Consider the following 23,877-nt stretch of genomic DNA (forward strand, 5'->3'; position numbering starts at 1 on the left):
CGGACGCGCAGCCCGAACGGCTCGGCCTTGCGCTTGTGTAATCGCGCCGAGACGCGCGTCGCGATGTCGCCGACCCAGACCCCCAGGAAGCGCAGCCCCATCCGGCGATCGGCCCAGCGAAGCTTGTCGCGAAAGACCCGGCAACGAAAAAGGCCGCCCTTCCGGCGGCCTTTTGCAAATGAACTCAGCTGCTTAGAGCGCGGATGTGATCTGCAGCTCGTTGGCTCCGTCGAGGCCGTAAATGTCGTCACGGAACTGGACCACGCCCGGCCCTGTTGACCAGGCCGAGACGTAGAGAAAATAGACCGGCACCGGATTGGTGACCTGCACCGGCGTGTTCTCCCCGGTCTTGATCGCCGCCTCGAAATGCTGGCGATCCCAGCCCGGTGTGTCGCGCAGAATCCAGGTGACGAGGTCGCGCACGTTCTGAACGCGCACGCAGCCAGAGGAATCGAAGCGCATCAGCTTGCCGAAAAGGCTCTGCTGCGGCGTGTCGTGCATGTAGACGCCGTCCGGGCTGGGGAAATTGATCTTGACCGAGGCCATCGCGTTGCCGGAACCGGGATCCTGGCGGAAGCGATATTTTTCGGCATCGTCGGTCGACCAGTCGACCGTCATTGGGTCGACCTCGCTGCCGTCCGGCGCGAACAGGCGGATATGGCTATCCTTGAGATAGTTGGGGTCCTTCCGCATCAGCGGAATGATGTCCTTGCGCACGATCGAGACCGGCGCGTTCCAGTACGGATTGACGATGATTTCGTTGATCTTGGAATTGACGATCGGCGTCTGGCGATCGATCTTGCCGACGATCGCGGTGTGGCGCAGCACAACGCGGTCGTTCTCGACAGCCTCGATCTGCGCCGCCGGGATGTCGACCAGCACATAGCGGTTGCCAAGCGTGCCGGCCCGCTCACGCAGCCGTTGCAGATTGGTCTGCAGCTGACCAAGCCGAACCGGCGCCGACACGTTCATTGCCGCGAAAGTATATTTGCCGGTGGTCCCGTCGGCCGGCAAGCCGTGACGCAACTGGAAGCGCTTGAGCGCCGAGTCGACGTAAGAATCGAACGCTTCCGAGAGCCCGGCGCTCTGCGCCAGATCGCCCGATATCATCAAGCGCCTGCGCAGCGGCACCACATCGGGATCCTCGACGCCAAGCTGCAGCTTCTTGGTGTCTGGAACCTGCTCCCAGCCGCCTTGCGCGACGATATTCTGATACTGCATGATCGCCTGCTCGGTGAAGGACACCGTCTGCAGGCTGAAGATCGGCAGCGTCGAGGCAACCTTGCCGCCTTCGCTGGCACGCGCATCGAATTGGTCGTCCCAATTGCCACGCGCCGAGGATTTCAGGATATCCCCGATCACATCCTGTGCACTGGCGCGGCCGGCGACCATTGCGGCTGCGAGCGCGGAGGCTCCTGAAAGGAAGAAACGGCGGCTGGTTCTCATGGATGGTCCAGACATTCTTGCTACAATTCAACCCACCGGGCGGTCTCGCCCGCACTCTAGAGTTGGCTTCTTAACAATTAGCCAACCATGGCCCGCATCACTTCGGTGTAAAAACACATGGGTGTAAAAACACATGGAAGTGACTTGAGCACAGGACAAATGCACGGCTTTGGCCCAGCATCACCCGCATCTTCGGTTCCATTCGAATATGGCGGCAACGTGGCTGTTGCTCGAATTTGGATCGGCCGGCCTGACGAAACGGCAAGACCGGTGCTTTTCGGCACCGGTCTTTGGTCTGCTCCGCGGCAGCACTTCCGTGGTCCAGCTTCAGATCTTGCTGCGGCGGGTGCGATTACATCCGATAGGCGATGGTATCGTTCCAGAACCGATCCAGCCGCTGCAGGGCGCGGTTCATCTGCTTGAACTCTTCCGTGTTGATGCCGCCGACCTGCTCGATCGAGCCGACATGGCGTTCGTAAAGGCCGGCGACGACTTCCGCCACCTCGTTGCCCTTCGGCGTCAGCGAGACACGGACCGAACGGCGGTCGATGCGCGAGCGCTGGTGGTTGATGAAGCCGAGATCGACCAGCTTCTTTAGATTGTAGGAGACATTCGAGCCGAGATAATAGCCGCGCGAGCGCAGTTCGCCAGCGGTCAGCTCCGAATTGCCGATGTTGAACAGCAGCAGCGCCTGGATGGCGTTGATGTCGGAGCGACCGTTGCGGTCGAATTCGTCCTTGATCACATCAAGCAGACGGCGATGCAGCCGCTCGACCAGCTGCAGCGATTCCATGTACAGCGAACGGATCGCCTCGCGGCGGTCATCGGATACGTTGGCGGTCTTCGCCGCCGGACGCGAATTGATCATTGTCTTTGCCTCTCGTTTGTCGCCCGGTGATTTTTTTGTTCTTCACCTTGATCGCGACACTATCGAATACTCATAAAATTCGACTTAAACGCCAAGGCTAACAAGAGCTTACCGGTAAGGGGTTTCGAAAGAGGCTTAACGGACGGTCACCCGAGCAAGGATGATTAACCTAAAGATTTAGCCAACGATCCTGGCCGGAATTGCTATCGCCGGGCTTGCCGCTTCTGGATCCAGATCACCACGCGGAACACTATGTAGAGCAGCGCCACCGCAAGGTGCGAGGCGACGATCAGCGGCCGGCGGCCGAACAAGTCGGGGAAGCCAGCATACATGACGCACTCGGTCACCGCGCAGATGAACCAGATCACCGGCCCCCAGGACGCCAGCATCCACAGGCCGGCGGCAGCGAATGGAAAAAACACCGCCAGCACCACCGCCGCCACCTGCCAGTGCACCGGCATCAGATCGAAGCGCCACAACTGGCCGGGGTAAACGCCGATCAGCCGGATCCAGTACAAGATGCCGAACAGCAGACAATAGCCGGCGATAACGCGCTGGAACCAGGCGAAGATGACCTCGATCGTCGAGGGCTGCAGCACCACGCGTCTCGAGGTGGCCTCGCTCACAGCTTCAGTTCCCGTTCGCCGAGCGATGCGAAATAGGCATCGACGTCGGCGGCGCTGACGTCATCGATGCCTGCCGGCCGCCATTGCGGCGTCGAGCCTTTATCGATGATGGCGGCGCGGATACCTTCATAGAAGTCGTGCCCGACAAGCATACGGTTGAGGATACGGAACTCCATTTTCATGCACTCGTCCATCGACAACGTCTGCCCGGCGCTGATCTGGCGCCACGCGACATGCAGGCTGGTCGGTGAACGTGTGCGGATGGTGGCCAGCGTCTTTGCCGCGAACTCGTCGGCGATGGCTGCCCGCTCCAGGCTGGCGACCATATCGGCCAGTGACGGCTGCGCGAAATGCCGAGCGATGGCTTCCAGCGTCGGCCTGTCTGTCTCGCGTTTGGCCGGGACGAAGCAGCCGCGCAGCACCGATTCCGGGTCGCCGCTTGTCGCCAGCCGGTCGAGAAAGCCGGGCTGGTCCTCCGCCTTGATCGTATGGGTGGCGAGGCCCGACCACAAAGCATCGCCATAGCGGATGCGGTTGCCGGTCAGCGCCAGATACATGCCGAAGCTGCCGCCGAGATCCGGCAACAGATGGCTGGCGCCGACATCCGGGAAAAAGCCGATGCCGACCTCTGGCATGGCAAATTGCGCGTTCTCGGTCAGCACCCGCTGCGAGCCATGGAAGGAGATGCCGACGCCGCCGCCCATGACGATGCCGTCGATCAGGGCGACATAGGGTTTCTTGAAACGGGCGATGCGGGCGTTCAGCCGGTACTCGTCGGCGAAGAACTCGACCGGCGGTTTTCCAGCCCGGCCGGCTTCGTAGATGTGGAGGATGTCGCCGCCCGCCGAAAATGCCCTGCCCTCGGCCTTGACGACGACGACGTCGACACCATCGTCGCGTTCCCAACTGCGCAGCGCCTTGTCCAGCGCCTTGACCATGCGGTGGGTTACGGCATTGAGCGCCTGCGGCCGCGTCAGCGTGACGACGCCGGCCCTGCCCAACCTTTCGAAGCGAATCTCGTCGCCTCCGCCAAAATCCATCGCCAGAGAATCCCTCCCGCGCCCGCCGGGAGTGAAGTGCTAATGCGTGGCGCATAGCCACGTCAATGGCAGCGCCAATCCCGCCTGCTGGCCCGTGGCCGCAGCCGGTGCTAATGCTGGCGCTTTGAACTGGAAGGTTGGACCATGCCTTGGTTGCCACGCCTTGCTGTTGTGGTGGTCGGCCTAATCGCTGCGAACACTCCTCCCGTATCGGCCGAAACCGTGGATAGTCTCTACCAATCGCAGACCATCGTCACCGGCCAGGGCGAGGTCAATCGCCAGATCGGTTTCAAGACATGTCTGGATGCGGTGCTGGTGCGTGTCTCGGGTGATCAGCGGCTGGCGAAAAAACCTGAGATGGCGGCGCTGCGCGACAAGGCCGGCAGCTTCGTTGCCGAATTCCGCTACCACGACCGCCTTGAAGGCATTCCGGTCCATGACGAACAAGGCACTCACGACCGGCCGCATGATCTCACCTGCCTGTACAAGCCCGACGCCATCGATCCGGTGCTTGCCGCGCTTGGCAGCAAGCCATGGCTGGCCGAGCGGCCACGCCTGGCGATTTTTCTGGCGGCGGAGCAAGGCACAAGGCAGTTCGCGCTGACTGCCGACGACCAGCGCGGGGCGGCGATGCGCGAATCCTTCGTTAATGCCACCGGTCCGCTGGTCATGCGGATTGTGTTTCCCGAAGCGTCGCTGCTGTCGGCCTCGAAGCTTGACGACCGGGCCCTGCGCCATGCCGATATGGCGACGCTGGACCAGCTTGCCCGAAAGGCCGGTGCCGATCAGGCGCTCGCCGGCAGCCTGATCTGGAGCGACAAGGAGTTTGGCTGGATCGCCGATTGGCGGCTTGCCATGAACGGCAAGGCTTATAAGTGGCAAGTGCGCGGTGTCAGCTTCGACGAGGCATTCCGCGTCGCCATGCGGGGTGCTGCGCAGATCCTGTCGGGCAATGGTCAACCAGAATAACGCCCAACAGGACCGCTGGCACAATCGTGTCGCATTGGTCAGCAGCGAAGGCTCGTGGTAAAAGCCGCCCGTCCGGAGTTTTGGCGATGAACAAATTCACACCTGCAAAGCCTGCCGGCGCGCGCAGCGTCGACGAGATCACCGGCAGCCGGCGGCTGCGGCGCATGCGCAAGGCCGATTGGTCGCGCCGCCTTGTCCAGGAGAACCGGCTCTCGGTCGACGATCTGATCTGGCCGATCTTCGTCGTCGACGGCAGACAAGTGCGCGAACCGATCGCCGCCATGCCCGGCGTGTTCCGCCTGTCGCTCGACCTCGCCGTCAAGGAGGCTGAGCGCGCGGCCAAGCTTGGCATTCCGGCGATCGCCACTTTCCCCAATGTGGAGCTCGGCCTGCGCGATCAGACCGGTTCGCACATCCTCGATCCCGAAAACATCATCAACCGCGCCACCCGCGCCATCAAGCGGGCGGTGCCGGAGATCGGCATCATCACCGACGCGGCGCTGGATCCGTTCACCTCGCATGGCCATGACGGCATCTTGCGCGAGGGCATTATCGTCAATGATGAAACGGTGGAGCAGGTGTCGGCGGCGGCCGTCATTCAGGCGGCGGCGGGGGCCGACATCATTGCCCCCTCGGACATGATGGACGGCCGGATCGGTGCCATCCGCGATGCGCTCGACGCCAATGGATTTCAGGATGTAGCGATCATGTCCTATGCGACCAAGTTCGCATCCGCCTTTTACGGCCCCTATCGTGAGGCGGTCGGCACCGCCGGCCTGCTCAAGGGCGACAAGAAGACCTATTACATCGACCACGCCAATTCCGACGAAGCGGTGCGCGAGGCCGAGCAGGATCTAGCCGAAGGCGCCGACATGCTGATGGTCAAGCCCGGCCTGCCCTATCTCGACATCATCCGCCGGCTGAAGGACGAGTTGCAGATGCCGACCTTCGCCTATCAGGTCTCGGGCGAATATTCGATGATCAAGGCCGCCGCCGCCAATGGCTGGATCGACGGCGACAAGGCGATGCTGGAATCGCTGCTCGCGTTCAAGCGCGCCGGCTGCGACGGGATTCTCACCTACTTTGCGCCCGAAGTAGCGGCGATGCTGAAGGGATAGGTGATCGCATCGTTTTGGGACTTTGGTGCATGGGATGGGGCCTGTCGTAAACCTTCGGGATTGGCCGAATCCTCCCTCCCCCTCGTCATCCTGGGGCGAGCAGGAGCGAAGCTCCGTCGCGGAGACCCCAGGATCCATGCCGTGACCTGGCGGCAGTGCTCCGGCGGATCGAAAACCGAACGCAACCATCCGGTTCTCCGAAAAAGTTCGAACCATTCCGGATTGGTCTTCTTGATCTCCATTCGCGTGGTTCGTCGTTCTGGGCCGCTGTGTTCTTCGGCCGATGTCACGGCATGGATCCTAGGGTCTGCGCCGCGTCGCTTCGCTCCTTGCTTCGCCCCAGGATGACGACGGGATGGTTGGTTATGGCCAATCGCCAGCGTTGGGAGATTGGCGGTTGTGGCCCAGCCGTTCATCGCTAGCCGGCGATCCAAAAACACCGCTTGCAAAATGCAATCAGTTAAGCTAACCCGATAACTGCTTGCATGTCACAATTGGTTATCGAGGAGGCTCTCATGTCCAAACTTCGCGTCAGCGCTTTCACCCTGTCGATCGACGGCTTCGGCGCCGGTCCCGACCAAGACCTGAAGAACCCGCTGGGTGTTGGCGGGGAAGCCCTGCACGGATGGATGTTTGGCACCCGCACTTTCCGCAAGATGGTCCTCGGCAAGGATGGCGGGACCACGGACACTGACGAGGCGTTCGCCGCACGCAGCTTCGAAAACGTCGGCGCATGGATCCTCGGCCGCAACATGTTTGGGCCAATCCGCGGCGAATGGCCGGATGACAGCTGGAAAGGCTGGTGGGGTGACAACCCGCCCTACCATGTGCCGGTCTTCGTGCTCACGCATCATCCGCGTGATCCGATTGTCATGGAGGGCGGCACGACCTTCTATTTCGTGACCGATGGCATCCACTCAGCGCTGCAAAAGGCGAAAGCAGCGGCTGACGGCAAGGACATAAGGCTCGGCGGCGGCGTCGCAACGATCCGGCAATATCTCCAGGAAAAGCTCATCGACGAATTGCATCTGGCGATCTCACCGGTCCTGCTGGGCGCCGGCGAGAACCTTTTTGCCGGCATCGACATGCCCAAGCTCGGCTATCGCTGCAGCGAGCAGGTCGCGACGCCGAAAGCCACGCACGTCATCATCGAGCGTACCTAGCTTGTCGCAGGGCGCCACAGAGCAGCGCCCTCCTCGCCGCTTTAGTCAGTACTTCTCCGGCACATACAGTTCGCGCGGCAGTACCTGGCGCTTGTATTCGGGATTGAAGACGCGCTCCGGCAGTGTGATCTCTTCGTGCGGCGCCTCCTCATAAGGCATCTGCTTGAGGAGTTGGTCGATGCAGTTCAGCCGTGCCCGTTTCTTGTCGTTGCCCTCGACGATGAACCACGGGGCGCCACCCTTGCCCGCCGAGTCGCGGCCCTCGAAGACCACGACGAGCTTCTTCTTGTGATAGGCGACCCAGGACTGCAGCTTGATCAATTCGGATTGCAGCGTGATGAGATCGCGAAAATACTGCAGGCGGTCGATCGATGGCGAATGCGCATTCTTGTAGATCTTGGCGATCTCCATCGACAGCGCCGGCTCCGAGATTTCCAGCTCATAATCTTCGTCGAGCGTGTCGGCGAGTTCCGCTTCCAGCCAGTCCCTGGCCGGAGAATTCTGTTTTATCTCGGTCATTTGCGCTGCTCCGCTTACAGTCCTTGCCGGCCGCTGTCAGGCGCTCCGCCGCCCGGCCCGGCGGCCGGAAATCGAAGCGCTGAACCGATGTTAGTATAGGCCGGCAATGACGGTTTTTATTGCAGCCACTGCTGCGCTGGCTGTGCGTTCAATCGGAAAGATGTGATCGAGCTTGCCCTGCGGAACTGGCGACAAGCGGAACGAATTATCCTACAAATGCCCGGTTCATTGAGGGCTGTCGTTTGCAACGCCCTTTCCCGATAAATCGTGAGGATACGACATGGAATACCGCACTCTCGGCCGTTCCGGGCTGAAGGTTTCGACGCTGACCATGGGCACCATGACGTTCGGTGGCGGCGGCGCGTTTTCGGCGGTCGGCAAGACCGACCTCGACGAGGCGCGCCGGATGATCGACCTTTGCATCGATGCCGGCGTCAATGTCATCGACACCGCCAACGTCTATTCGAACGGCGTGTCGGAAGAGATCATCGGCGAGGCGCTCGGAGGCAAGCGCAAGGGCGACGTGCTGATCGCCTCCAAGGCGCGCATGCGGATCGGCAAAGGCCCCAACGATGAGGGCTTGTCGCGCTACCATCTGATCCGCGAATGCGAGAGGAGCCTGAAGCGCCTCAGGACCGATGTCATCGACATCTATTTCCTGCACGAGTGGGATGGCCTGACACCGCTTGAGGAAACCATCGCCGCGCTCGACACTCTGGTCGCACAGGGTAAGGTCCGTTATGTCGGCTGCTCCAATTATTCCGGCTGGCAAGTGATGAAGGGGCTGGGGATTAGTGACCGTCATCACCAGCCGCGCTTCGTCACCCAGCAGATCCATTACACCTTGGAAGCGCGCGAGGCCGAGTATGAATTGTTGCCGATCTCGGTCGACCAAGGGCTCGGCGTGCTGGTCTGGAGCCCGCTTGCCGGCGGGTTGCTGTCCGGCAAATACCACCGTGACCAGCCGACCGCCCGCCAGCTCAGCGGATGGTCGGAACCGCCGATCCGCGACGAGGACCGGCTGTGGCGGATCGTCGACGCGCTGATCGACATTGGCAACAACCGCGGTGTGTCGGCGGCGCAGGTTGCGCTTGCCTGGCTGCTCGGCCGGCCCGCTGTCAGTTCGCTGGTGATCGGCGGACGAACCGAAGCGCATTTCAAAGACAATATCGCCGCTGCAAGCCTGGTGCTTGGCGATGAGGAACGCACACGGCTCGATGTGGTCAGCAGGCCGCCCGTGCTCTATCCCTACTGGCACCAGCAATTCACGGCAAAGGACCGGTTCGGGCCGGCCGATCTCGTCCTCGACCGCGACGGCGCCTGAAAAACAGCCTGAAGCCAGGCTCCCGGACTGCGCCGAGATATGGAGCCGATCGTGCCTTGCGGTGTTGTGTTTGCGGCCCAATGCTCCTAGGCAAAGGCCAAGCACAATGAAAGGAACCGATATGGCACGAGCACCGAACTACGGTCAGGAACGCAAGGAACGCGACCGGCAGAAGGCCGCCAAGAAGGCGGAGAAGCAGGCTGCCAAGGTCGCAGCCAAGGAGCGATCGAAGCCCGAGGGCGAGAGCGAATCCCAAACCAAAGCCGAAACGGCCGAGTGATACGCCCGGCCTGTCAGGCGGTCCGGGCCTCGGTCAAATCCCGCTATGCCTCAGGCGGGCGCCTTGTCGCTGACGAAGACGTTCACTTCACGAGCGGCGGCAATGAAGGCCCGTCTTGCGTTCATGGCCGGCTTGTCGCCGGCCAGCGCATCATGACAGGCCTGCAGCGCTTCGCGGTGCTTGGGGCTGCGCTTGCCGGGCCAATTGTTGAGGAGGTAGTCGGAAGCCTCGCGGGCCGTACGCAAGAGCTGATTGCTTCCTGCCGCGCCCTTGACGGTCACGGGTGTGTCAAATCGGTTGTTTTCCATCGCCGCTCTTACGCCATCGGCATTTGCGAAGCGAGACCGAAAGTAGCATTCTTCGCTCATCTGCCCTTTTTCGTCATCAATGGCCGCGGATCCTCACTCAAGCGACGACGGCAAATCCCCGGGCGCGCAGGCCGCGCCGGTCGTTGCGCAGCGAGGTCACCAGCCGGTCGCGGCTGCCGATGATATGGGTTGAAAGCAGGCGGGCAGCGCTATCGGCATCGCCGGCCCGTACCGCCGACAGAATGGCATGGTGTTCGGCCCAGGCACGGCCAAGTGCTGCCTCGTCGCGAACCTCGAGCCAGCGGGCGCGCGACAGGCGTGTCATCGCGTCGCGAACCGCTCTGAACAGAAACTCGTTGCCGGACAGACGCGCCAACTCGATATGAAAGTCCATGCCGACGCGATGCCATTCCTCGCGCGGCGTCTTGTCGTCGCAAGAATCGAGCATCCCCTCAATGATTTCGACGGCACTCCGGTCCTGCAAGGTGCAAGTTATTCTGAGCGCCGCGACCTCGACCGCCTCGCGATAGACGGCGATCTGCTCGAGTTCGGCGAGATTAATAGGCGAGACCGTCCAGCCGCGGCCGTCGCGGCAGATCAGGCCTTCGGTCTCGAGCCGCAGCAATGCCGCCCTGACCGGCGTGCGCGAGGCGCCGAAACGGCTTTCGACCCAGCGCTCCGTCAGCCGCTCGCCGGGACCGATCTCGAGCCCGAGGATCATCTCGCGAAGCTGCTTTTCGACGTTTTGCATCTGCGACATTGGCGTTCCTTTTGTTGGAGCCGGTTCATTGGCTCTCTGTTCACCGGCCATTTGTTGCCGATCCCTTTGCAGGGGCCGCATTGACAGCGACCAGCCTTGCGTCCATGATGGATACCAATCTGGTATACCAAAATGGGATCCACAACAAGTTTTCATCCAAGCCGGCGGGACAGGACAGGACATGCCGCAAGACGCCACCCTCGCCACGCAAGGCACGCACAACGTCCACTGGCGTCGCAATCTCGCCGTGTGTTTTGCCGGCTCGTTCAGCACGCTTGTAGCGATGACGCTGCTGTTGCCCTTCCTGCCGCTGTACGTCGAGCAGTTGGGCGCCGAGGGTCACGCGGCGATCGTCCAGTGGTCGGGCATTGCCTACGGCGCCACCTTCCTTGCTGCCGCGCTGGTTGCGCCCTTGTGGGGGCGGCTAGGCGACCGCTACGGCCGCAAACTGATGCTGGTGCGTGCCAGTTTCGGCATGGCGCTGTGCATGTCGCTGACCGGCATGGTGCAGACCGTCTGGCAATTGGTGCTCCTGCGCCTGCTGATCGGCTTTGCCGGCGGCTATTCTTCGGGCTCGACCATCCTGGTTGCCATGCAGACGCCGAAGGATCGCTCTGGCTGGGCGCTGGGCGTGCTGTCGGCCGGCATAACCGCCGGTGCTCTGGTCGGTCCGCTGCTCGGCGGCGCGCTGCCGCCGCTGATTGGAATCCGCGCCACCTTCCTGCTCGCCGGCGGCGTCATTTTCCTGGCGTTTCTGGCAACCACCTTGCTGATCAGGGAGGCCCCTCGCCCGGTTGCCGTCAAGGCGGCGTCACAAGAAAAAGCGAGAGGCGGCTGGTCGCAGATTCCCGACAAGCGCCCCGTCGTCGCCATGCTGGCGACCGGCATGCTGTTGAGTTTTGCCACCATGTCGATCGAGCCGATCATCACCGTCTATGTCCAACAGCTCATCGAAGATCAGAGCCAGGTCACGCTGATCTCCGGCATCGTCATGTCCGCGGCAGCGCTCGGCGCCATCCTGTCAGCGTCGCGGCTCGGCAAGCTCGCCGACCGTATCGGCCATTGGAACGTAATCGTTGCCGCACTCGCCGTCTCGGCGCTGCTCCTGATCCCGCAGGCCTTCGTTACGCAGGGCTGGCAACTCGTCGGCCTGCGTTTCTTGATGGGCCTGGCGCTTGGCGGTCTCGTGCCCTGCATCACCAGCGTCATCCGCCACAATGTGCCAGACGGCGTCGGCGGCAATGTGCTGGGCTTGTCGATCTCGGCGCAATATGTCGGGCAGGTCGCCGGACCGTTGCTCGGCGGCTTCGTCGGCGGCCATTTCGGTATGCGCTCGGTGTTTCTCGGCACATCGGTGCTGATGGCGGGCGGAGCGGCCTATAACTGGCTGGTCCAGTCGCGCCGCGAACGCGCCATGCTGGCGGAAGCCGGCAAATCCTGACACGGTTCGCCGCACTATCTCAGGCGGTCGCCAGGAATCGCGGAGGCGTGGAAATGAGCATGGCTGAACAGACGGCGGGCAGTCGCATTCTGATTTTTGCCGGCAGCCTATGCGGCGCAACCGGCGTGGCTCTTTCGGCGGCGGCGGCACATCTCGGCGGCGCTTTCGTCGGTACGGCCGCATCCTTCCTGCTCATGCATGCGCCGGTCTTCCTTACCGTCGGGCTGCTCGGTGGCAATAGAATCCTGCGAACCGGAAGCCTCATCCTTCTCGTCGGGCTTCTGCTTTTCTCGGGAGATCTTTTGGCCCGCGACTTCCTTGGCTCGCGGCTGTTCCCGATGTCGGCGCCGATCGGCGGCACGTTGCTCATCGGCGGCTGGCTCGTGATGGCCGCCTCGGCGCTGGTACACCCGCGCCGCCATTGATGCGGCAACCAATGGCGGCCGCTGCTCTTTTCGCCAGCCGCGCTCGATCCACGAGCTCTGTCTTGCCAGCTCAGTCTTGCGGACGTTCGGGCCGGACTTGGCCGTCGCGCTTGGGCGTCTTGACTATACGCCGTCGCTCCAGCCGTTCGGTGGCCGGCGAGATGCCCCAATAATTGCGATAGATGTCTTCGAACAGATGCTTGATCGGATGCATGGCTTAATGTCCTCTAGCTTTTTGAATCGATCCAATGCGCGGGCACAAATAATAGGCCGCCGATCAGCTCCGCTTGCGCCCTACGAGGAAACGCAGGTCGCGAATCCACGGACCGGTCCTGTCGCGCCCCTTACGGACATCCGCGCCCGAGCGGATGCTCCAGTCGTTCCGGTAAATGTCCTCGAACAGATAATTGACGGGGTGCATGGCGCTCTCCTCTTGTATCGATCCAATCTGCGGATAAAAACCGCTCTTGGATCGATTCAAGAATACGCGTCACATTATAAATGTCAAGCAGAAATTTGAATCGATCCAAGGAAGATGTTAGGTAATCGGCGATACTGTTGGACAGGAGTCCTGGAGACAAACAAATGGCATCACTCACCGAAGGCGGCAGGAGGCCCATCCGGCTGGCGGACATCGCCAAGGCCGCGGGCGTATCGCACGGCACTGCCTCCAATGTCTTCAGCCGTCCCGAAATCGTGCGCGAGGAGGTCCGCGAGCGGGTCAAGGCGGCGGCCGACGCGCTGGGCTACGCCGGCCCGGATCCCAAGGGCCGCCTGCTGCGCGCCGGCAAGGTCAATGCAATCGGCGTCGCCACAACCGAGCCGCTGTCTTATTTCTTCGACGACCCGTTTGCCCGCGTGATGATGGCCGGCATCTCGGAGGCCTGCGACGCCACCGGCGCGGGAATAGCCCTCGTGTCGGCTGGCAACGAGGAAAAACTTGCCTGGAATATCCAGAGCGCCCTCGTGGACGGCTTCATCCTGTTCTGCATCGAGGGCGGTCCGCGTCTCGTTGAGCTGACGCGCGAACGAAAGCTCCCCTTCGTCGCGCTCGAGCTCGGCTCGCAGGACGACACGGTCTCCGCGATCAGTATCGACAATGTTGCCGGCGGCCGGCTCGCGGCGCGCCATCTGGCGGAACTTGGACATCGCCGCTTCGCCGTGTTGTCGCTGGCCTTCGCCGACGACAGCACCGGTCTTGTCTCGCCCGAGCAGGTCCGGACGGCGTCCTATACCGGAACCCGTGATCGCCTCCTCGGCTATTTCGAAGAGCTTTCCCGGTTTGGTGTCGACACCACCAAAGTGCCGGTCTACGAGACCGAAAACGATAAGGCGAGCACAAGGGCTGGCCTTGAAACCATCTTCGCCTCGGCGGAACCGCCGACCGCCATCCTGGCGATGTCGGACCGGATCGCAATGGTGGCATTGGAATGGCTCAACGCACGGGGCATCGCGGTTCCCCGCGATGTTTCCGTCGTCGGCTTCGACGGCGTGCCTGAAGCCGCAACTTGCGAGCCTCCGCTCACCACCATCGCCCAGCCGATCGCCGAGATCGGCCGCCGGGCAGCGCGAAGAATCCTCGACTTCGACGGCACGGTGCGGCGAGAAACGCTCGACGTCGAACTTGTCGTCAGGGCATCGTCCGGACCACCGCCAAGTACAGGCTGACTGGGGCAGATCGGCTCCAAATCTTATCTATTGGCCGCCATGGGACCGATGCCAAAGGATGGACGAACAGGCAGCGCCTCGTTGCGGACCGGCTTGCCCTTGCCGGACCAGCCGATTGCGGACAGCCACTCCAGATAAAAGGCGAGCGCGAACTGCATGGCGATGCCGGCGGCGAGCAGCAGACTGTCATAGGCAATGCCGCCCGGGTTGATCAGCTTCATCACCTGCGCCGCCATGGCAATCACCGTGCCGGCAATGAAAACCGGCAGCGAGCGTTTGCCCAATATGGCGAGCGGATTGTCGCGGCCGGTGCGGAACAGGTTCGAGACGAAAGGCAAGGCGACGACCAGATAGCTCATCGCCAGGATGTGCAGCAGCCGCGGCAACGACAGGAACGTCTTGTCGAAACCGGTCAGCACCACCGGCAGGTCGAGCCATGACACATGCCCCCACAGCGGGCTATGCACCCAGACGAGCGCCGTCAGCACATAGGCGGCCGCCGCGCCGACCAGCCATCGATTGACCGGGATGGTGCCGCCGCGCCGCACATGCAACACGCTGGCCATGCCGATATTGAACAGCAATTGCCATGACAGCGGATTGAGGAACCAGAACCCGGGCTCCGGGTAGTTCGGCGGCGCGATCTGGTAGATTCCGGCAACCAGCCAAAGGGCTGCGGACACGGCAAGCGCGGCCAGTGGCCTGTAGCTGATGAACAGCAGGAAGGCCGGCGCCATCAACAGCAGCACCGCATAGACCGGCAGTATGTTGTTGTAACCGAGCTGATGGCCGAGCGTGACGACACCGACCAGGACTTGCGGCGGATTCCTGACGAGCGGCTCGATGTTGATCAGCGTCAGAAGGTCCGGCCGTTTCGCAAACACCGCCGCTGCGCAGAAGATGGCCATGACCACCATCGTCGTGACGATGTGGGTGACATAGAGCACGCCGGCGCGGCGCCACATCTTCAGCGTTGCGACCAACCGGTTTCCCGGCTGGAATCTGGTGCCGTAGGCAAGAGCGACGGACATGCCGGAGATCAGCACGAAGGCCTCGGCCGCATCCGAAAACCCGAAATTCTTGTAGGTCAGGGTTTCGAAAACTGTGCCCGGCACGTGGTCGATGAATATGGTCAGGAGGGCGAGTGCCCGGAACACGTCAATACGCGTATCGCGTTCCGGCGAAACTGGCATGGTCATCGATAAAAGGCCTTAAAGCTGGTTGTTCATGCGCGGTATGCGACCACCCGGGCGACCACCCGGCGCACACTGCTTCGAATCCCTCCCGCGGGGATTATATCGGCAAAGAAACGGACTGAAATGCGCCCGGTTCAATCAACTTTCGCGGAGCTTGAAAATATTCCGTTTTGAAGCCGGCAAATGAATGAAACATCGTGAAAACAAAAGGATGCAACTATGTCCGAAAAACCTCCGGAAGATGACTTTTTGCGGCGCGACCTGCCATTTTTTTATCGCGTTTACAGGCCCGCAGCACCAACCGGAGAGTGCCTCTTTCTGCTGCATGGATCGGGTGTCGACGAGACGACTCTGGTGCCGCTGGGGCGCCAAGTCTCGCCGCACGCCACCTTGGTGGCGGTGCGTGGCCGCATCGCCCAGGAAGACGGTTTCCGCTGGTTCAGGCGGATTTCGCCGATACGATTCGAGCAGGACAGCATCCGCAAAGAGGCGGACGCTTTCGCTGACTTCATCCCCAAGGCCGCGAAACGCCACGACCTCGATCTCGCCCGAGCCTCCTTTATCGGCTACTCCAACGGCGCCAACCTGGTTTCAAGCGTGATGCTGCTTCATCCGCGGCTGATCGTCCAAGCGGCTTTGCTGCGCCCGATGCCGGTTCTGGACGAGGTGCCGCCGGCGGATCTCAGCAACGCACGGGTGGTAATCTTATCCGGCGCCGACGACCTGATTTACCGGCCCTTCGCACTCGCGCTGGTCGGACTGCTCAGCCGGCATGGCGCCAAAGTCGAGGCCCACACCGTCGCCTCCGGCCATGAAATCGGCAATCCGGACGCCGCGATCGTCAGGCGGTGGCTGGCAGATCCTGCAGCCGCCGTTGCAACGTCAGATCGATAAGCCTCGAAGCTAGCCTCGCCCCATGCGGTTCCAGGCGTCCAGCCCGGCGATCTTGTAGGCTTCGGCCAGCGTCGGATAGTTGAAGGTGTTGTTGACGAAGAAGTCGACAGTGCCACCGAGATTGATGACCGCCTGGCCAATGTGGATGAGTTCGGTCGCGCCCTCGCCGACAATATGGGCGCCGAGCAGACGGCGTGTTTCGATCGAAAACAGAAGCTTCAGAAAGCCGGTGTTGACGCCCATGATGTGGCCGCGCGAGGTCTCGCGAAACCGCGCCACGCCGACCTCATAGGCTGCACCACTCTCGCGCACCTGCTCCTCGGACTGGCCGACAGTGGAGATTTCCGGCACGGCATATATGCCATAGGGAAAGGTTTCGGGCGGCGGCGGCAACGGCACGCCGAACGCGTGGCAGGCGGCCACCCTGCCCTGCTCCATCGAAGTCGAGGCCAGGCTCGGAAAACCAATGACGTCGCCGGCGGCATAGATGTTGGGCGCGCTTGTCTGGAACGTCTGCGGATCGACCTTGATGCGGCCCCTGGGATCGGCCTCAATGCCGACCGCTTCCAAGCCCAGGCTGCCGACATTGCCGGTACGCCCTGCAGCATAAAGCACCATCTCGGAACGTATGGTGCGGCCGTCGGCCAGCATCACCTCGGCATGATCGGGTTTCGAGGCGATCTCCTTGACGGCGCTGCCCAAGCGGATGGTCATGCCGCGGTCGCGCATCTGATGGATGAAGTCGTCGACGATCTCGCGGTCGACGAAATCCAACATGGTATTGCGCGGCTCGACCAGCGTCACCGACACGTCGAGCGCCGAAAAGATCGTTGCATATTCGACGCCGATGACGCCGGCGCCGATCACCGTCAGAGTGCGCGGCAGGCGGTCGAGCTCCAGCATCTCGTCGCTGTCGAAGATCCGTGTCTTGTCGAACGGCACGTCGCGCGGCCGGTGCGGCCGGGTGCCGACCGCGATCAGCGCATGGGCGAAGCCAACCTCGCTGTAGTCGCCGGTGTCGGTGGTCAGGCTGACCTTGTTGGGGCCGAGGAATTTTGCCGCGGCACGTGCGCTCTTGACCGTGTTGCGCATGAACTGGTGCTGCAGCACCTCGACCTCATGGTCGAGCGTCTTATGCAGGCGCTCGACCAGATCGCCAACCGAAATGTCCTGCTTGACCCGGTAGCCGCGACCGTAAAAGCCGCGCTCGCGCCAGCCTGAGAGGTTGAGCACCGTCTCGCGCAACGTCTTCGACGGGATGGTGCCGGTATGCACCGACACGCCGCCGAGGCGCCGGCCTCTGTCGACCACCAGCACCGACTTGCCGAGCTTGGCCGACTGCACCGCGGCGCGGCGCCCGGATGGGCCGCTGCCGATGACCAGCATGTCGTAGTCCATGTCGCCCCGTCCCCTCGGCTTGGCGCTTTTGTTGCGCCGCAGCAAGCTAACGCTATCCGCGCCACAAATTCAACAAGTCACAGACGGCGCCAAGTGCTCCGTCACCATCTACATGGTGGACGGCTCGATCTTGATTCCGCCGCGAACCTTCACCATTTCATCCACAAGCGGCCCCGTGCATTAACCCGGGTTCGATTACGAGGAAATGACATGAACGCTCGCGTTCTCGACGGCGAAATCATCACCAGCAGGCTCGAAGATATCAGCGCCTATGAGGGCGTACGCACGCGGCGCATTCTCGCCTTCTTCATCGATTATTTCATCGTGGCGCTGCTCACCATTCCATTCGCGATCCTGGTGTTCTTGTTCGGGCTGTTGACGCTCGGCCTCGGCTGGATGCTGTTTTCCATTCTCGTGCCAGCCGTCGCCATCCTCTACATCTGGAACACGCTCGGCAGTAAAGACCAGGCCACCACCGGCATGAAGATAATGGGCATCCGGCTCGACCGACTCGACGGCAGCCCCATCGACGGGCTGACCGCCGTCGTGCATTCGGTGCTGTTTTGGGCCGGCAATGTCATCCTTTCGCCGCTGGTCCTGCTGGTGAGCCTGTTTTCCGATCGCAAGCGCACGCTGCACGACCTGCTGCTCGGCACTGTCGTCAGCCGCAGCGGCCGCTGAGCAGACTTTTGAAGCGCGGCCGCAGCCTTTGCGCACAAATGTGAAGACGTCCAATCAACCAGGCTTTCACAATCCTGTTGAATTTTTCGGCTTCCGCGCCAAAGGTAGAGCGATTCGCAGGAGTGTTTCCAAGGCTCGATGACGCAGCACCCGACCCAGTCGCCGCAGTTCTTTCTGACCGCGCCCTCGCCATGTCCCTATCTCGAGGGCCAGTTCGAGCGCAAGGTGTTCACACACCTGGTCGGCGACAAGGCCCCGGAAATGAACGATCTGTTGACGCAGGGTGGATTCAGGCGGTCGCAGAACATCGCCTACAGGCCGGCTTGCGAGACCTGCCGCGCCTGTGTGTCGGTGCGCATCCTGGCGCAGGAATTCACCGCCAGCCGCAACATGAAACGGGTCATACAGCATAATTCGGATCTGGTCGGCGCCATGCACGACGCCGAGCCCTCCACCGAGCAGTATTCGCTGTTCCGCAGCTATCTCGACGCCCGCCATCGCCGTGGCGGCATGTCCGATATGACCGTGCTCGACTACGCCATGATGGTAGAGGATACCCATGTCGACACCAAGGTCATCGAATACCGTCGCCGCGGACCCGACAGCTTCATCACCGGCAAGGGCCAGGGCGAGCTGATCGCCGTGGCGCTCACCGACAAGATGGCCGATGGCCTGTCGATGGTCTATTCCTACTTCAACCCGGACTTCGAGGACCGCTCGCTCGGCACCTTCATGATCCTCGACCACATCGCCCGCGCCAGGGCGATGGGCCTGCCCCATGTCTACCTGGGTTACTGGGTCAACGGCTCGCGCAAGATGAATTATAAGATGCGCTTCCAGCCGCAGGAGCATCTCGGCCCGAAAGGTTGGGAACGCTACAATCACGAAGCGGTTTCGCGCTGATCTTCGCTTTCGGTATTCAGTCTTAAATTGTTTCGAGGAAGATGCCCGCTGGGCTTCCGGCCGATCGGCTGGAAACCGGGCAGGTCAATTTTGCGCCTCCAAGCCTACGCGAGAATTGCCGCATGTCTTCCCACAACGAGCACCAGAGAGGCCTTCTGATCACCGCCATCGGCGGGCTGACGCTGACGGTCGACATTCCGCTGATCCGGCTCGCCGATGGCGAGGCATGGACGATCCTGCTGTTGCGCACCGGTACGACCTTCGTCGCCACGCTCATCATCTGGGCCGTCTGGCGCTCGCTGAGCGCAAAGGCGCCGCAGCTTATCCCGGGCTGGTCAGGGCTCATCGTTGCCGCCCTCTACGGGCTCGGCTCGATCGCCTTCATCACCGGCGTCTACAGCACCTCGACCGCCAACCTCGTTTTCATCCTGGCGTTCACAACCATGTTCGCGGCCCTTTTGTCATGGCTGTTCCTGAAGGAGAGGCCACGGCCCCTGACGCTTGCAGCGCTGGCACTGATGATCGTCGGCGTGACGATCATTGTCGGCGATTCCGTTGGAACCGGACATCTCTTCGGCGACCTGATGGCGCTATGCTCGGCTTTCATGATCGCAGCGGCCATCACTATCTCGCGCGCAAGCGGCAAGGATATGGGTTTCACGGCGCTGATCGGAGTGGTCCTGCCGCTGGCCGTCGCCGCCCTGATGGTTTCCAAGGTGGGTTTTCACGTCAACGCGCCATGGTGGATCGTCTTCAACGGTGCCGTCATCATGCCGATCTCTTTCTTCTGCCTCGCCAACGGCCCGAAATACATCTCCGGGCCGGAAGTGGCGATGTTCTACCTGTTAGAAACCGTGCTGGCGCCGGTCTGGGTGTGGATGATCTTCGCCGAAGCGCCGTCGCGCTACAGCCTGATCGGCGGCGCAATCCTCATCATGACCTTGATCGGCCATTCGCTCTGGCAGTTGCACGAGGGGCGCAAGCGCCGCGCCACGTTCGCCGTCAGTCACCCGGCCTGATTCTTTTTCGCGGCGGCACGTTCGGCGACAATTTCGATCTGCGGCGGCGCGTCATCGTGCTCCGCCGGTTCGGCGGCAGCGAGTTCATCGGTCAGTTCCACTTCGCGCAGCCATTCGCGCCAGATTGCGACCAGCAGGGCCATCAGCACCGGGCCTATGAACAGGCCGAGAAAACCCATCGTCTTGACGCCGCCGATCAGGCCGAAAAAGGTTGGCAGGAAGGGCAGCTTTATCGGCCCGCCGACCAGCTTTGGGCGCAATGTCTTGTCGACGACGAAGAGTTCGACCGCGCCCCAGACGAACAGTGCCAGCCCAGCCATCGGCGAGCCGCTGGCGGCGAGATAGATCGAGACCAGCGTGAAGGACAGGGGCGCGCCGCCGGGGATCAGCGCCATGATGCCGGTCAGCGCGCCGAGCGTCACCGGCGAAGGCACGCCGGCCAACCAGTAAGCGATGCCCAGCACCAGCCCTTCGCCGATGGCGATAACGGTCATGCCGGTCACCGTCGAGGAGATCGTCGCCGGCACCACGCGTGAGATCCGTTCCCATCTGGCCGGCAGGATGCGTTCGCCGAGGCGATCGACCTGTCCGGCGAAATGCTCGCCGTCACGATAGGCGAAGAACAGCGCGATCATCATGAACAGCAGCGTCAGCAAAAGGCCGAAGGCGCTGCCGCCCGCGGCAAGCACGCCGCGGTAGATGCTGCCGATATTGGCGCCGCTGATCAGCTGGATCAGTTCGCCGATACCGCCAGGGTGGCCAACGTTGACCGTCCATTGTTCATTGAGCCATTCGCCCACCACCGGCATGGTGGCAATCCAGTGCGGCGTCGGCGCACCGTAGCGGTTGGTCTCGATCGACCAGTTGACCCATTCGCGCACCTCATTGATGGCGTAGGTGCCGGCAAGCGCGATCGGCACCACCAGGAAGGTCAGGATGAACAAGATCGCAAGCGTCGCCGCGATGGTGCGGTTGCCGCCGACGCCGGCGAGCAGCCGTCGGTAGAGCGGCCAGCTGGCGAAGGCGATCACCAGGGCGGCAAGGACCGGAAACAGGAAGCCGTGGAAGAAGTAAACGCCAGCGGCAACGATCAGCACCAGGAGCCAGCGCGCCGCCGACAGCGGCGGAATGACAGCGGCCCTGAGCGGCGTCGACAGGCCAAACAGGCGCTGCTGCCGCTCCGGCTTCTGTATCCTGACTTCCTTCAAGCGCCCAATTCTCCCTGGCCCATAGCGTCGCTTATGCACTGATATAGTGCAGCAATCGTGACGACATTCCAAATGTTTGGGTAGAGCTGCTAATCTCCCCGCTTGAGGAGGAGATGGCCGGCAGGCCAGGGGGGTCGCCGAGCGTGAGACGCCAGCCTCCTCTGTCTGCGATACGTGAGGCGCCAGTCCCCTCCGTCTGCGATAAGGGTCGTGTCTGGACGTTCCGACCCCCTCTGTCGCCTTCGGCGACATCTCCCCCTCAAGGGGGGAGATACCGCTTCACCCGAACTTCCCCGTGCGCGGGAACCCCTTCGGCACCATGCGGCCGGCCGAGGCGCGGGCGCCAATCCATTCGGCAAGCTCGTCACGCGATTTGGTAAAGGTGCGGTCTGCCGAATCCTGCCAGGACAGGCCGCTTGCGAGCGTGAAGGTCTTGAGGTCGAGGACGCCGCCGTCCTTGTACTTCTGCAGGCGCACGCCCTTGCCGCGCCCCATCTCCGGGATCTCGGCCAGCGGGAACACCAGCATCTTGCGGTTCTCGCCGACGATGGCGAGATGGTCGCCCGCGACGCTCACGCAGCGCTGGGCTTCGTCTGGCGCCTTGACGTTCATCACCTGCTTGCCCTTGCGGGTGTTGGCGACGACTTCTTCTTCCGGCACGATGAAACCGTTGCCGTCATGCGACACCAGCAGCAGCTTGCGCTTGGGATCATGGACGAAGGCGGTGACGATATCCTGGTCGTTGTCCATGTCGACGATGATGCGGATCGGCTCACCATGGCCACGCCCGCCGGGCAGCCGGTCGGCGCCGATCGTGTAGAACTTGCCGCCGGTGGTGAAGACCAGCACCTTGTCGGTGGTCTGGGCATGGAAGGCGAGCTTGAGGCTGTCGCCTTCCTTGAAGGTCAGGGCCGAATGGTCGGTCAGATGACCTTTCATGGCCCTCAGCCAGCCCTTTTCCGAAACGACCACAGTGACCGGCTCGCGCTCGATCATGGCATGGGCGATATCGGTCAGGTCATGCTCGGGTGCGTCGGCGAACTCGGTGCGGCGTTTGCCGATGTCGGTCTCGGGCCCGTATTTCTGGCGAACATTGGCGACTTCCCACTTGATCGTCGCCCACTGCTTGGCGTCGGACGCAAGCAGTGCCTCGATCTGCTTCTTCTCGCCGGTCAGACCATTGAATTCCTCGCGGATTTCGAATTCCTCGAGCTTGCGCAGCGCCCTCAGACGCATGTTGAGGATGGCTTCAGCCTGGGTGTCGGTGAGTGACCAGCGGGCCATCATCACTTGCTTGGGCTCGTCCTCCTCGCGGATGATCCTGATCACCTCGTCGATGTTGAGGTAGGCAATCAAATAGCCGGCGAGGATCTCCAGCCGCCTCTCGATCTCGCCGAGGCGGTGCTTGGAGCGGCGGATCAAGACGTCGCGGCGGTGCTCCAGCCATTCCTTGAGCACACCTTTCAGCGACAGCACGTTCGGCACCTTGCCGCGCGACAACACGTTCATGTTGAGCGGAAAGCGGCTTTCGAGCTCGGTCAGCTTGAACAGCGATTCCATCATGATGCCGGGATCGACCGAGCGGCTCTTCGGCACCAGCACGACGCGGATGTCCTCGGCGCTCTCGTCGCGGATATCCTCGAGCAGCGGCAGCTTGCGTGCCATCAAGAGCTCGGCGATCTTTTCGATCAGCCTGGCCTTCTGGACGCCATAGGGAATTTCGGTGACGACAATGTTCCAGGTGCCCCTGCCCTGATCCTCCTGGCTCCATTTCGCCCTGACGCGAAAGCCACCGCGACCCGTTTCGTAGGCTTCGAGGATCGAGGCTCGACTGTCGACGATGATGCCGCCGGTCGGGAAATCCGGCCCCTGGACGAAGTCCATCAGCTTGGTGACGGGCGCATCCGGATGATCGATCAGGTGAAGCGCGGCGTCGCAAAGCTCGGCCGCATTGTGCGGCGGAATCGAGGTCGCCATACCGACGGCAATGCCGGACGAGCCGTTGGCAAGCAGATTCGGGAAGGCGCCGGGCAGCACCGCCGGCTCCTCGTCTTCCTCGTTGTAGGTCGGGCGGAAATCGACCGCATCCTCGGTGATGCCTTCCAAAAGCAGCGTCGACACTTCGGTCATGCGCGCTTCGGTGTAGCGCATGGCGGCGGCGTTATCGCCGTCGATATTGCCAAAATTACCCTGCCCGTCGACCAGCGGGTAGCGCATCGAAAAATCCTGCGCCAACCGCACCAACGCGTCGTAGATCGACTGGTCGCCATGCGGATGGAATTTGCCCATCACCTCGCCGACGATGCGGGCGCATTTGGCAAAACCCTGGTCGGGGTTGAGCCGCAACAAGCGCATAGCATGCATGATGCGACGATGCACCGGCTTCAATCCGTCGCGCACGTCCGGCAGCGCCCGATGCATGATGGTCGACAGCGCGTAGGCGAGATAGCGCTCTTCCAGCGCCTTCTTCAGATCGACCGGCTCGATATTGTCGCCGCCGCCACTCTCGGGCGGCAAAAGCCTTTTTCCCATGGGCTGGCACTAGCCGAGCGGGTGATTCGCGGCAAGAGGCACCAGTATGCCTCCTCCTAAAGCGCGTCGCGTTCGACCGGCCTCATGCGAC

Annotated in this window: 25 protein-coding genes; 12 read left to right on the plus strand and 13 right to left on the minus strand. The window is 62.3% G+C overall.

From position 1 onward, the window contains the following. Positions 1–192 precede the first annotated feature (192 nt). From NKJ12_RS13615 to NKJ12_RS13630, 4 genes are all read right to left on the minus strand, one after another. Complete coding sequence (locus NKJ12_RS13615; RefSeq protein ID WP_352689388.1) at positions 193–1,446, minus strand: L,D-transpeptidase family protein; 1,254 nt, start codon at positions 1,444–1,446, stop codon at positions 193–195. 352 nt (positions 1,447–1,798) lie between these two features. Further along, the gene (ldtR, locus tag NKJ12_RS13620; protein WP_023674486.1) at positions 1,799–2,314 is read right to left on the minus strand and encodes a transcriptional regulator LdtR; all 516 of its coding nucleotides are present in this window, start codon (positions 2,312–2,314) and stop codon (positions 1,799–1,801) included. Positions 2,315–2,517: 203 nt separating this feature from the next. Continuing rightward, entirely contained in the window at positions 2,518–2,940 is a 423-nt protein-coding gene (locus NKJ12_RS13625) for a DUF6163 family protein (RefSeq protein ID WP_352506512.1), read from the minus strand. Continuing rightward, positions 2,937–3,980: an enoyl-CoA hydratase/isomerase family protein gene (locus NKJ12_RS13630; protein ID WP_352703157.1), complete on the minus strand. Its 1,044-nt coding sequence runs from the start codon at positions 3,978–3,980 to the stop codon at positions 2,937–2,939. Before NKJ12_RS13630 ends, NKJ12_RS13625 begins: the two co-directional genes overlap by 4 nt. A 144-nt stretch (positions 3,981–4,124) precedes the next feature. Between NKJ12_RS13630 and NKJ12_RS13635 the strand changes: the two genes are divergently transcribed. The 3 genes from NKJ12_RS13635 to NKJ12_RS13645 all read left to right on the plus strand — a co-directional run bounded on the left by NKJ12_RS13635 (position 4,125) and on the right by NKJ12_RS13645 (position 7,230). Then, complete coding sequence (locus NKJ12_RS13635; RefSeq protein WP_352703159.1) at positions 4,125–4,949, plus strand: DUF8605 domain-containing protein; 825 nt, start codon at positions 4,125–4,127, stop codon at positions 4,947–4,949. Between the two features lie 86 nt (positions 4,950–5,035). Then, the gene (gene hemB, locus NKJ12_RS13640; protein WP_352506516.1) at positions 5,036–6,067 is read left to right on the plus strand and encodes a porphobilinogen synthase; all 1,032 of its coding nucleotides are present in this window, start codon (positions 5,036–5,038) and stop codon (positions 6,065–6,067) included. Between the two features lie 515 nt (positions 6,068–6,582). Then, a complete protein-coding gene (locus NKJ12_RS13645) occupies positions 6,583–7,230 on the plus strand; it encodes a dihydrofolate reductase family protein (protein ID WP_352477155.1) in 648 nt (215 codons plus the stop codon). 45 nt (positions 7,231–7,275) lie between these two features. On the opposite strand, the gene NKJ12_RS13650 is transcribed toward NKJ12_RS13645, so the two are convergent. Further along, entirely contained in the window at positions 7,276–7,749 is a 474-nt protein-coding gene (locus NKJ12_RS13650; RefSeq protein ID WP_352703161.1) for a polyphosphate kinase 2 family protein, read from the minus strand. A gap of 280 nt (positions 7,750–8,029) precedes the next feature. Between NKJ12_RS13650 and NKJ12_RS13655 the strand changes: the two genes are divergently transcribed. Beyond that, positions 8,030–9,073: an aldo/keto reductase gene (locus NKJ12_RS13655; RefSeq protein ID WP_352703163.1), complete on the plus strand. Its 1,044-nt coding sequence runs from the start codon at positions 8,030–8,032 to the stop codon at positions 9,071–9,073. 121 nt (positions 9,074–9,194) lie between these two features. Further along, the gene (locus tag NKJ12_RS13660) at positions 9,195–9,353 is read left to right on the plus strand and encodes a hypothetical protein (RefSeq protein WP_352703165.1); all 159 of its coding nucleotides are present in this window, start codon (positions 9,195–9,197) and stop codon (positions 9,351–9,353) included. A gap of 50 nt (positions 9,354–9,403) precedes the next feature. On the opposite strand, the gene NKJ12_RS13665 is transcribed toward NKJ12_RS13660, so the two are convergent. Both NKJ12_RS13665 and NKJ12_RS13670 read right to left on the minus strand, forming a co-directional pair. Then, positions 9,404–9,661, minus strand: coding sequence for a DUF982 domain-containing protein (locus NKJ12_RS13665; protein WP_023674477.1), 258 nt, complete (start codon positions 9,659–9,661; stop codon positions 9,404–9,406). A 97-nt stretch (positions 9,662–9,758) separates the two neighbouring features. Beyond that, a complete protein-coding gene (locus tag NKJ12_RS13670) occupies positions 9,759–10,421 on the minus strand; it encodes a GntR family transcriptional regulator (protein ID WP_352506519.1) in 663 nt (220 codons plus the stop codon). A 181-nt stretch (positions 10,422–10,602) separates the two neighbouring features. Between NKJ12_RS13670 and NKJ12_RS13675 the strand changes: the two genes are divergently transcribed. Next, positions 10,603–11,862, plus strand: a complete 1,260-nt coding sequence (locus NKJ12_RS13675) for a multidrug efflux MFS transporter (protein WP_352506520.1) — start codon at positions 10,603–10,605, stop codon at positions 11,860–11,862. A gap of 53 nt (positions 11,863–11,915) precedes the next feature. Next, positions 11,916–12,287, plus strand: a complete 372-nt coding sequence (locus NKJ12_RS13680) for a DUF423 domain-containing protein (protein ID WP_352506521.1) — start codon at positions 11,916–11,918, stop codon at positions 12,285–12,287. A 70-nt stretch (positions 12,288–12,357) separates the two neighbouring features. Here the strand turns inward: NKJ12_RS13680 and NKJ12_RS13685 are convergent, their stop codons facing one another. Both NKJ12_RS13685 and NKJ12_RS13690 read right to left on the minus strand, forming a co-directional pair. Continuing rightward, on the minus strand, positions 12,358–12,501 hold the full coding sequence (locus tag NKJ12_RS13685) for a hypothetical protein (protein ID WP_352477145.1): 144 nt from the start codon (positions 12,499–12,501) through the stop codon (positions 12,358–12,360). Between the two features lie 63 nt (positions 12,502–12,564). Beyond that, positions 12,565–12,708, minus strand: a complete 144-nt coding sequence (locus NKJ12_RS13690) for a hypothetical protein (protein ID WP_352506522.1) — start codon at positions 12,706–12,708, stop codon at positions 12,565–12,567. Between the two features lie 164 nt (positions 12,709–12,872). Between NKJ12_RS13690 and NKJ12_RS13695 the strand changes: the two genes are divergently transcribed. Beyond that, positions 12,873–13,955 carry a LacI family DNA-binding transcriptional regulator gene (locus NKJ12_RS13695; protein ID WP_352506523.1) on the plus strand — a complete coding sequence of 361 codons (1,083 nt, stop codon included), beginning with the start codon at positions 12,873–12,875 and terminating at the stop codon, positions 13,953–13,955. Between the two features lie 23 nt (positions 13,956–13,978). Here NKJ12_RS13695 and NKJ12_RS13700 read toward each other — a convergent pair whose 3' ends face one another. Then, a complete protein-coding gene (locus NKJ12_RS13700) occupies positions 13,979–15,154 on the minus strand; it encodes an OpgC family protein (protein ID WP_352506524.1) in 1,176 nt (391 codons plus the stop codon). 216 nt (positions 15,155–15,370) lie between these two features. On the opposite strand from NKJ12_RS13700, the gene NKJ12_RS13705 reads away from it, so the two are divergent. Next, positions 15,371–16,045 (plus strand): alpha/beta hydrolase, encoded by a 675-nt coding sequence (locus NKJ12_RS13705; protein WP_352689395.1) that lies wholly within the window; start codon positions 15,371–15,373, stop codon positions 16,043–16,045. 9 nt (positions 16,046–16,054) lie between these two features. Here NKJ12_RS13705 and sthA read toward each other — a convergent pair whose 3' ends face one another. Beyond that, complete coding sequence (gene sthA / locus NKJ12_RS13710; RefSeq protein ID WP_352506526.1) at positions 16,055–17,443, minus strand: Si-specific NAD(P)(+) transhydrogenase; 1,389 nt, start codon at positions 17,441–17,443, stop codon at positions 16,055–16,057. A 210-nt stretch (positions 17,444–17,653) separates the two neighbouring features. Between sthA and NKJ12_RS13715 the strand changes: the two genes are divergently transcribed. From NKJ12_RS13715 to NKJ12_RS13725, 3 genes are all read left to right on the plus strand, one after another. Beyond that, positions 17,654–18,124, plus strand: coding sequence for an RDD family protein (locus NKJ12_RS13715; RefSeq protein ID WP_352506527.1), 471 nt, complete (start codon positions 17,654–17,656; stop codon positions 18,122–18,124). 138 nt (positions 18,125–18,262) lie between these two features. Further along, positions 18,263–19,027, plus strand: a complete 765-nt coding sequence (locus NKJ12_RS13720; protein ID WP_023717252.1) for an arginyltransferase — start codon at positions 18,263–18,265, stop codon at positions 19,025–19,027. Positions 19,028–19,149: 122 nt separating this feature from the next. Further along, positions 19,150–20,046 (plus strand): DMT family transporter, encoded by an 897-nt coding sequence (locus tag NKJ12_RS13725; RefSeq protein ID WP_352506528.1) that lies wholly within the window; start codon positions 19,150–19,152, stop codon positions 20,044–20,046. Here NKJ12_RS13725 and NKJ12_RS13730 read toward each other — a convergent pair. Next, the gene (locus tag NKJ12_RS13730) at positions 20,034–21,254 is read right to left on the minus strand and encodes an AI-2E family transporter (protein ID WP_352506529.1); all 1,221 of its coding nucleotides are present in this window, start codon (positions 21,252–21,254) and stop codon (positions 20,034–20,036) included. The two genes, NKJ12_RS13725 and NKJ12_RS13730, sit on opposite strands and share 13 nt — an antisense overlap. A 279-nt stretch (positions 21,255–21,533) precedes the next feature. Beyond that, the gene (gene parC, locus NKJ12_RS13735; RefSeq protein ID WP_352506530.1) at positions 21,534–23,786 is read right to left on the minus strand and encodes a DNA topoisomerase IV subunit A; all 2,253 of its coding nucleotides are present in this window, start codon (positions 23,784–23,786) and stop codon (positions 21,534–21,536) included. Between the last annotated feature and the right edge of the window lie 91 nt (positions 23,787–23,877).

Origin of the sequence: Mesorhizobium sp. M0195 (genome assembly GCF_040322115.1) — a bacterium.
Lineage (GTDB): Bacteria > Pseudomonadota > Alphaproteobacteria > Rhizobiales > Rhizobiaceae > Mesorhizobium.

What these genes read in the sequence shown, in the direction of transcription:
- NKJ12_RS13615 (WP_352689388.1), bottom strand. Translation starts at nt 1,446, where the DNA reads ATGAGAACCAGCCGCCGTTTCTTCCTTTCAGGAGCCTCCGCGCTCGCA.
- ldtR (WP_023674486.1), bottom strand. Translation starts at nt 2,314, where the DNA reads ATGATCAATTCGCGTCCGGCGGCGAAGACCGCCAACGTATCCGATGAC.
- NKJ12_RS13630 (WP_352703157.1), bottom strand. Translation starts at nt 3,980, where the DNA reads ATGGATTTTGGCGGAGGCGACGAGATTCGCTTCGAAAGGTTGGGCAGG.
- NKJ12_RS13635 (WP_352703159.1), top strand. Translation starts at nt 4,125, where the DNA reads ATGCCTTGGTTGCCACGCCTTGCTGTTGTGGTGGTCGGCCTAATCGCT.
- hemB (WP_352506516.1), top strand. Translation starts at nt 5,036, where the DNA reads ATGAACAAATTCACACCTGCAAAGCCTGCCGGCGCGCGCAGCGTCGAC.
- NKJ12_RS13645 (WP_352477155.1), top strand. Translation starts at nt 6,583, where the DNA reads ATGTCCAAACTTCGCGTCAGCGCTTTCACCCTGTCGATCGACGGCTTC.
- NKJ12_RS13650 (WP_352703161.1), bottom strand. Translation starts at nt 7,749, where the DNA reads ATGACCGAGATAAAACAGAATTCTCCGGCCAGGGACTGGCTGGAAGCG.
- NKJ12_RS13655 (WP_352703163.1), top strand. Translation starts at nt 8,030, where the DNA reads ATGGAATACCGCACTCTCGGCCGTTCCGGGCTGAAGGTTTCGACGCTG.
- NKJ12_RS13660 (WP_352703165.1), top strand. Translation starts at nt 9,195, where the DNA reads ATGGCACGAGCACCGAACTACGGTCAGGAACGCAAGGAACGCGACCGG.
- NKJ12_RS13665 (WP_023674477.1), bottom strand. Translation starts at nt 9,661, where the DNA reads ATGGAAAACAACCGATTTGACACACCCGTGACCGTCAAGGGCGCGGCA.
- NKJ12_RS13670 (WP_352506519.1), bottom strand. Translation starts at nt 10,421, where the DNA reads ATGTCGCAGATGCAAAACGTCGAAAAGCAGCTTCGCGAGATGATCCTC.
- NKJ12_RS13675 (WP_352506520.1), top strand. Translation starts at nt 10,603, where the DNA reads ATGCCGCAAGACGCCACCCTCGCCACGCAAGGCACGCACAACGTCCAC.
- NKJ12_RS13680 (WP_352506521.1), top strand. Translation starts at nt 11,916, where the DNA reads ATGAGCATGGCTGAACAGACGGCGGGCAGTCGCATTCTGATTTTTGCC.
- NKJ12_RS13685 (WP_352477145.1), bottom strand. Translation starts at nt 12,501, where the DNA reads ATGCATCCGATCAAGCATCTGTTCGAAGACATCTATCGCAATTATTGG.
- NKJ12_RS13690 (WP_352506522.1), bottom strand. Translation starts at nt 12,708, where the DNA reads ATGCACCCCGTCAATTATCTGTTCGAGGACATTTACCGGAACGACTGG.
- NKJ12_RS13695 (WP_352506523.1), top strand. Translation starts at nt 12,873, where the DNA reads ATGGCATCACTCACCGAAGGCGGCAGGAGGCCCATCCGGCTGGCGGAC.
- NKJ12_RS13700 (WP_352506524.1), bottom strand. Translation starts at nt 15,154, where the DNA reads ATGACCATGCCAGTTTCGCCGGAACGCGATACGCGTATTGACGTGTTC.
- NKJ12_RS13705 (WP_352689395.1), top strand. Translation starts at nt 15,371, where the DNA reads ATGTCCGAAAAACCTCCGGAAGATGACTTTTTGCGGCGCGACCTGCCA.
- sthA (WP_352506526.1), bottom strand. Translation starts at nt 17,443, where the DNA reads ATGGACTACGACATGCTGGTCATCGGCAGCGGCCCATCCGGGCGCCGC.
- NKJ12_RS13715 (WP_352506527.1), top strand. Translation starts at nt 17,654, where the DNA reads ATGAACGCTCGCGTTCTCGACGGCGAAATCATCACCAGCAGGCTCGAA.
- NKJ12_RS13720 (WP_023717252.1), top strand. Translation starts at nt 18,263, where the DNA reads ATGACGCAGCACCCGACCCAGTCGCCGCAGTTCTTTCTGACCGCGCCC.
- NKJ12_RS13725 (WP_352506528.1), top strand. Translation starts at nt 19,150, where the DNA reads ATGTCTTCCCACAACGAGCACCAGAGAGGCCTTCTGATCACCGCCATC.
- parC (WP_352506530.1), bottom strand. Translation starts at nt 23,786, where the DNA reads ATGGGAAAAAGGCTTTTGCCGCCCGAGAGTGGCGGCGGCGACAATATC.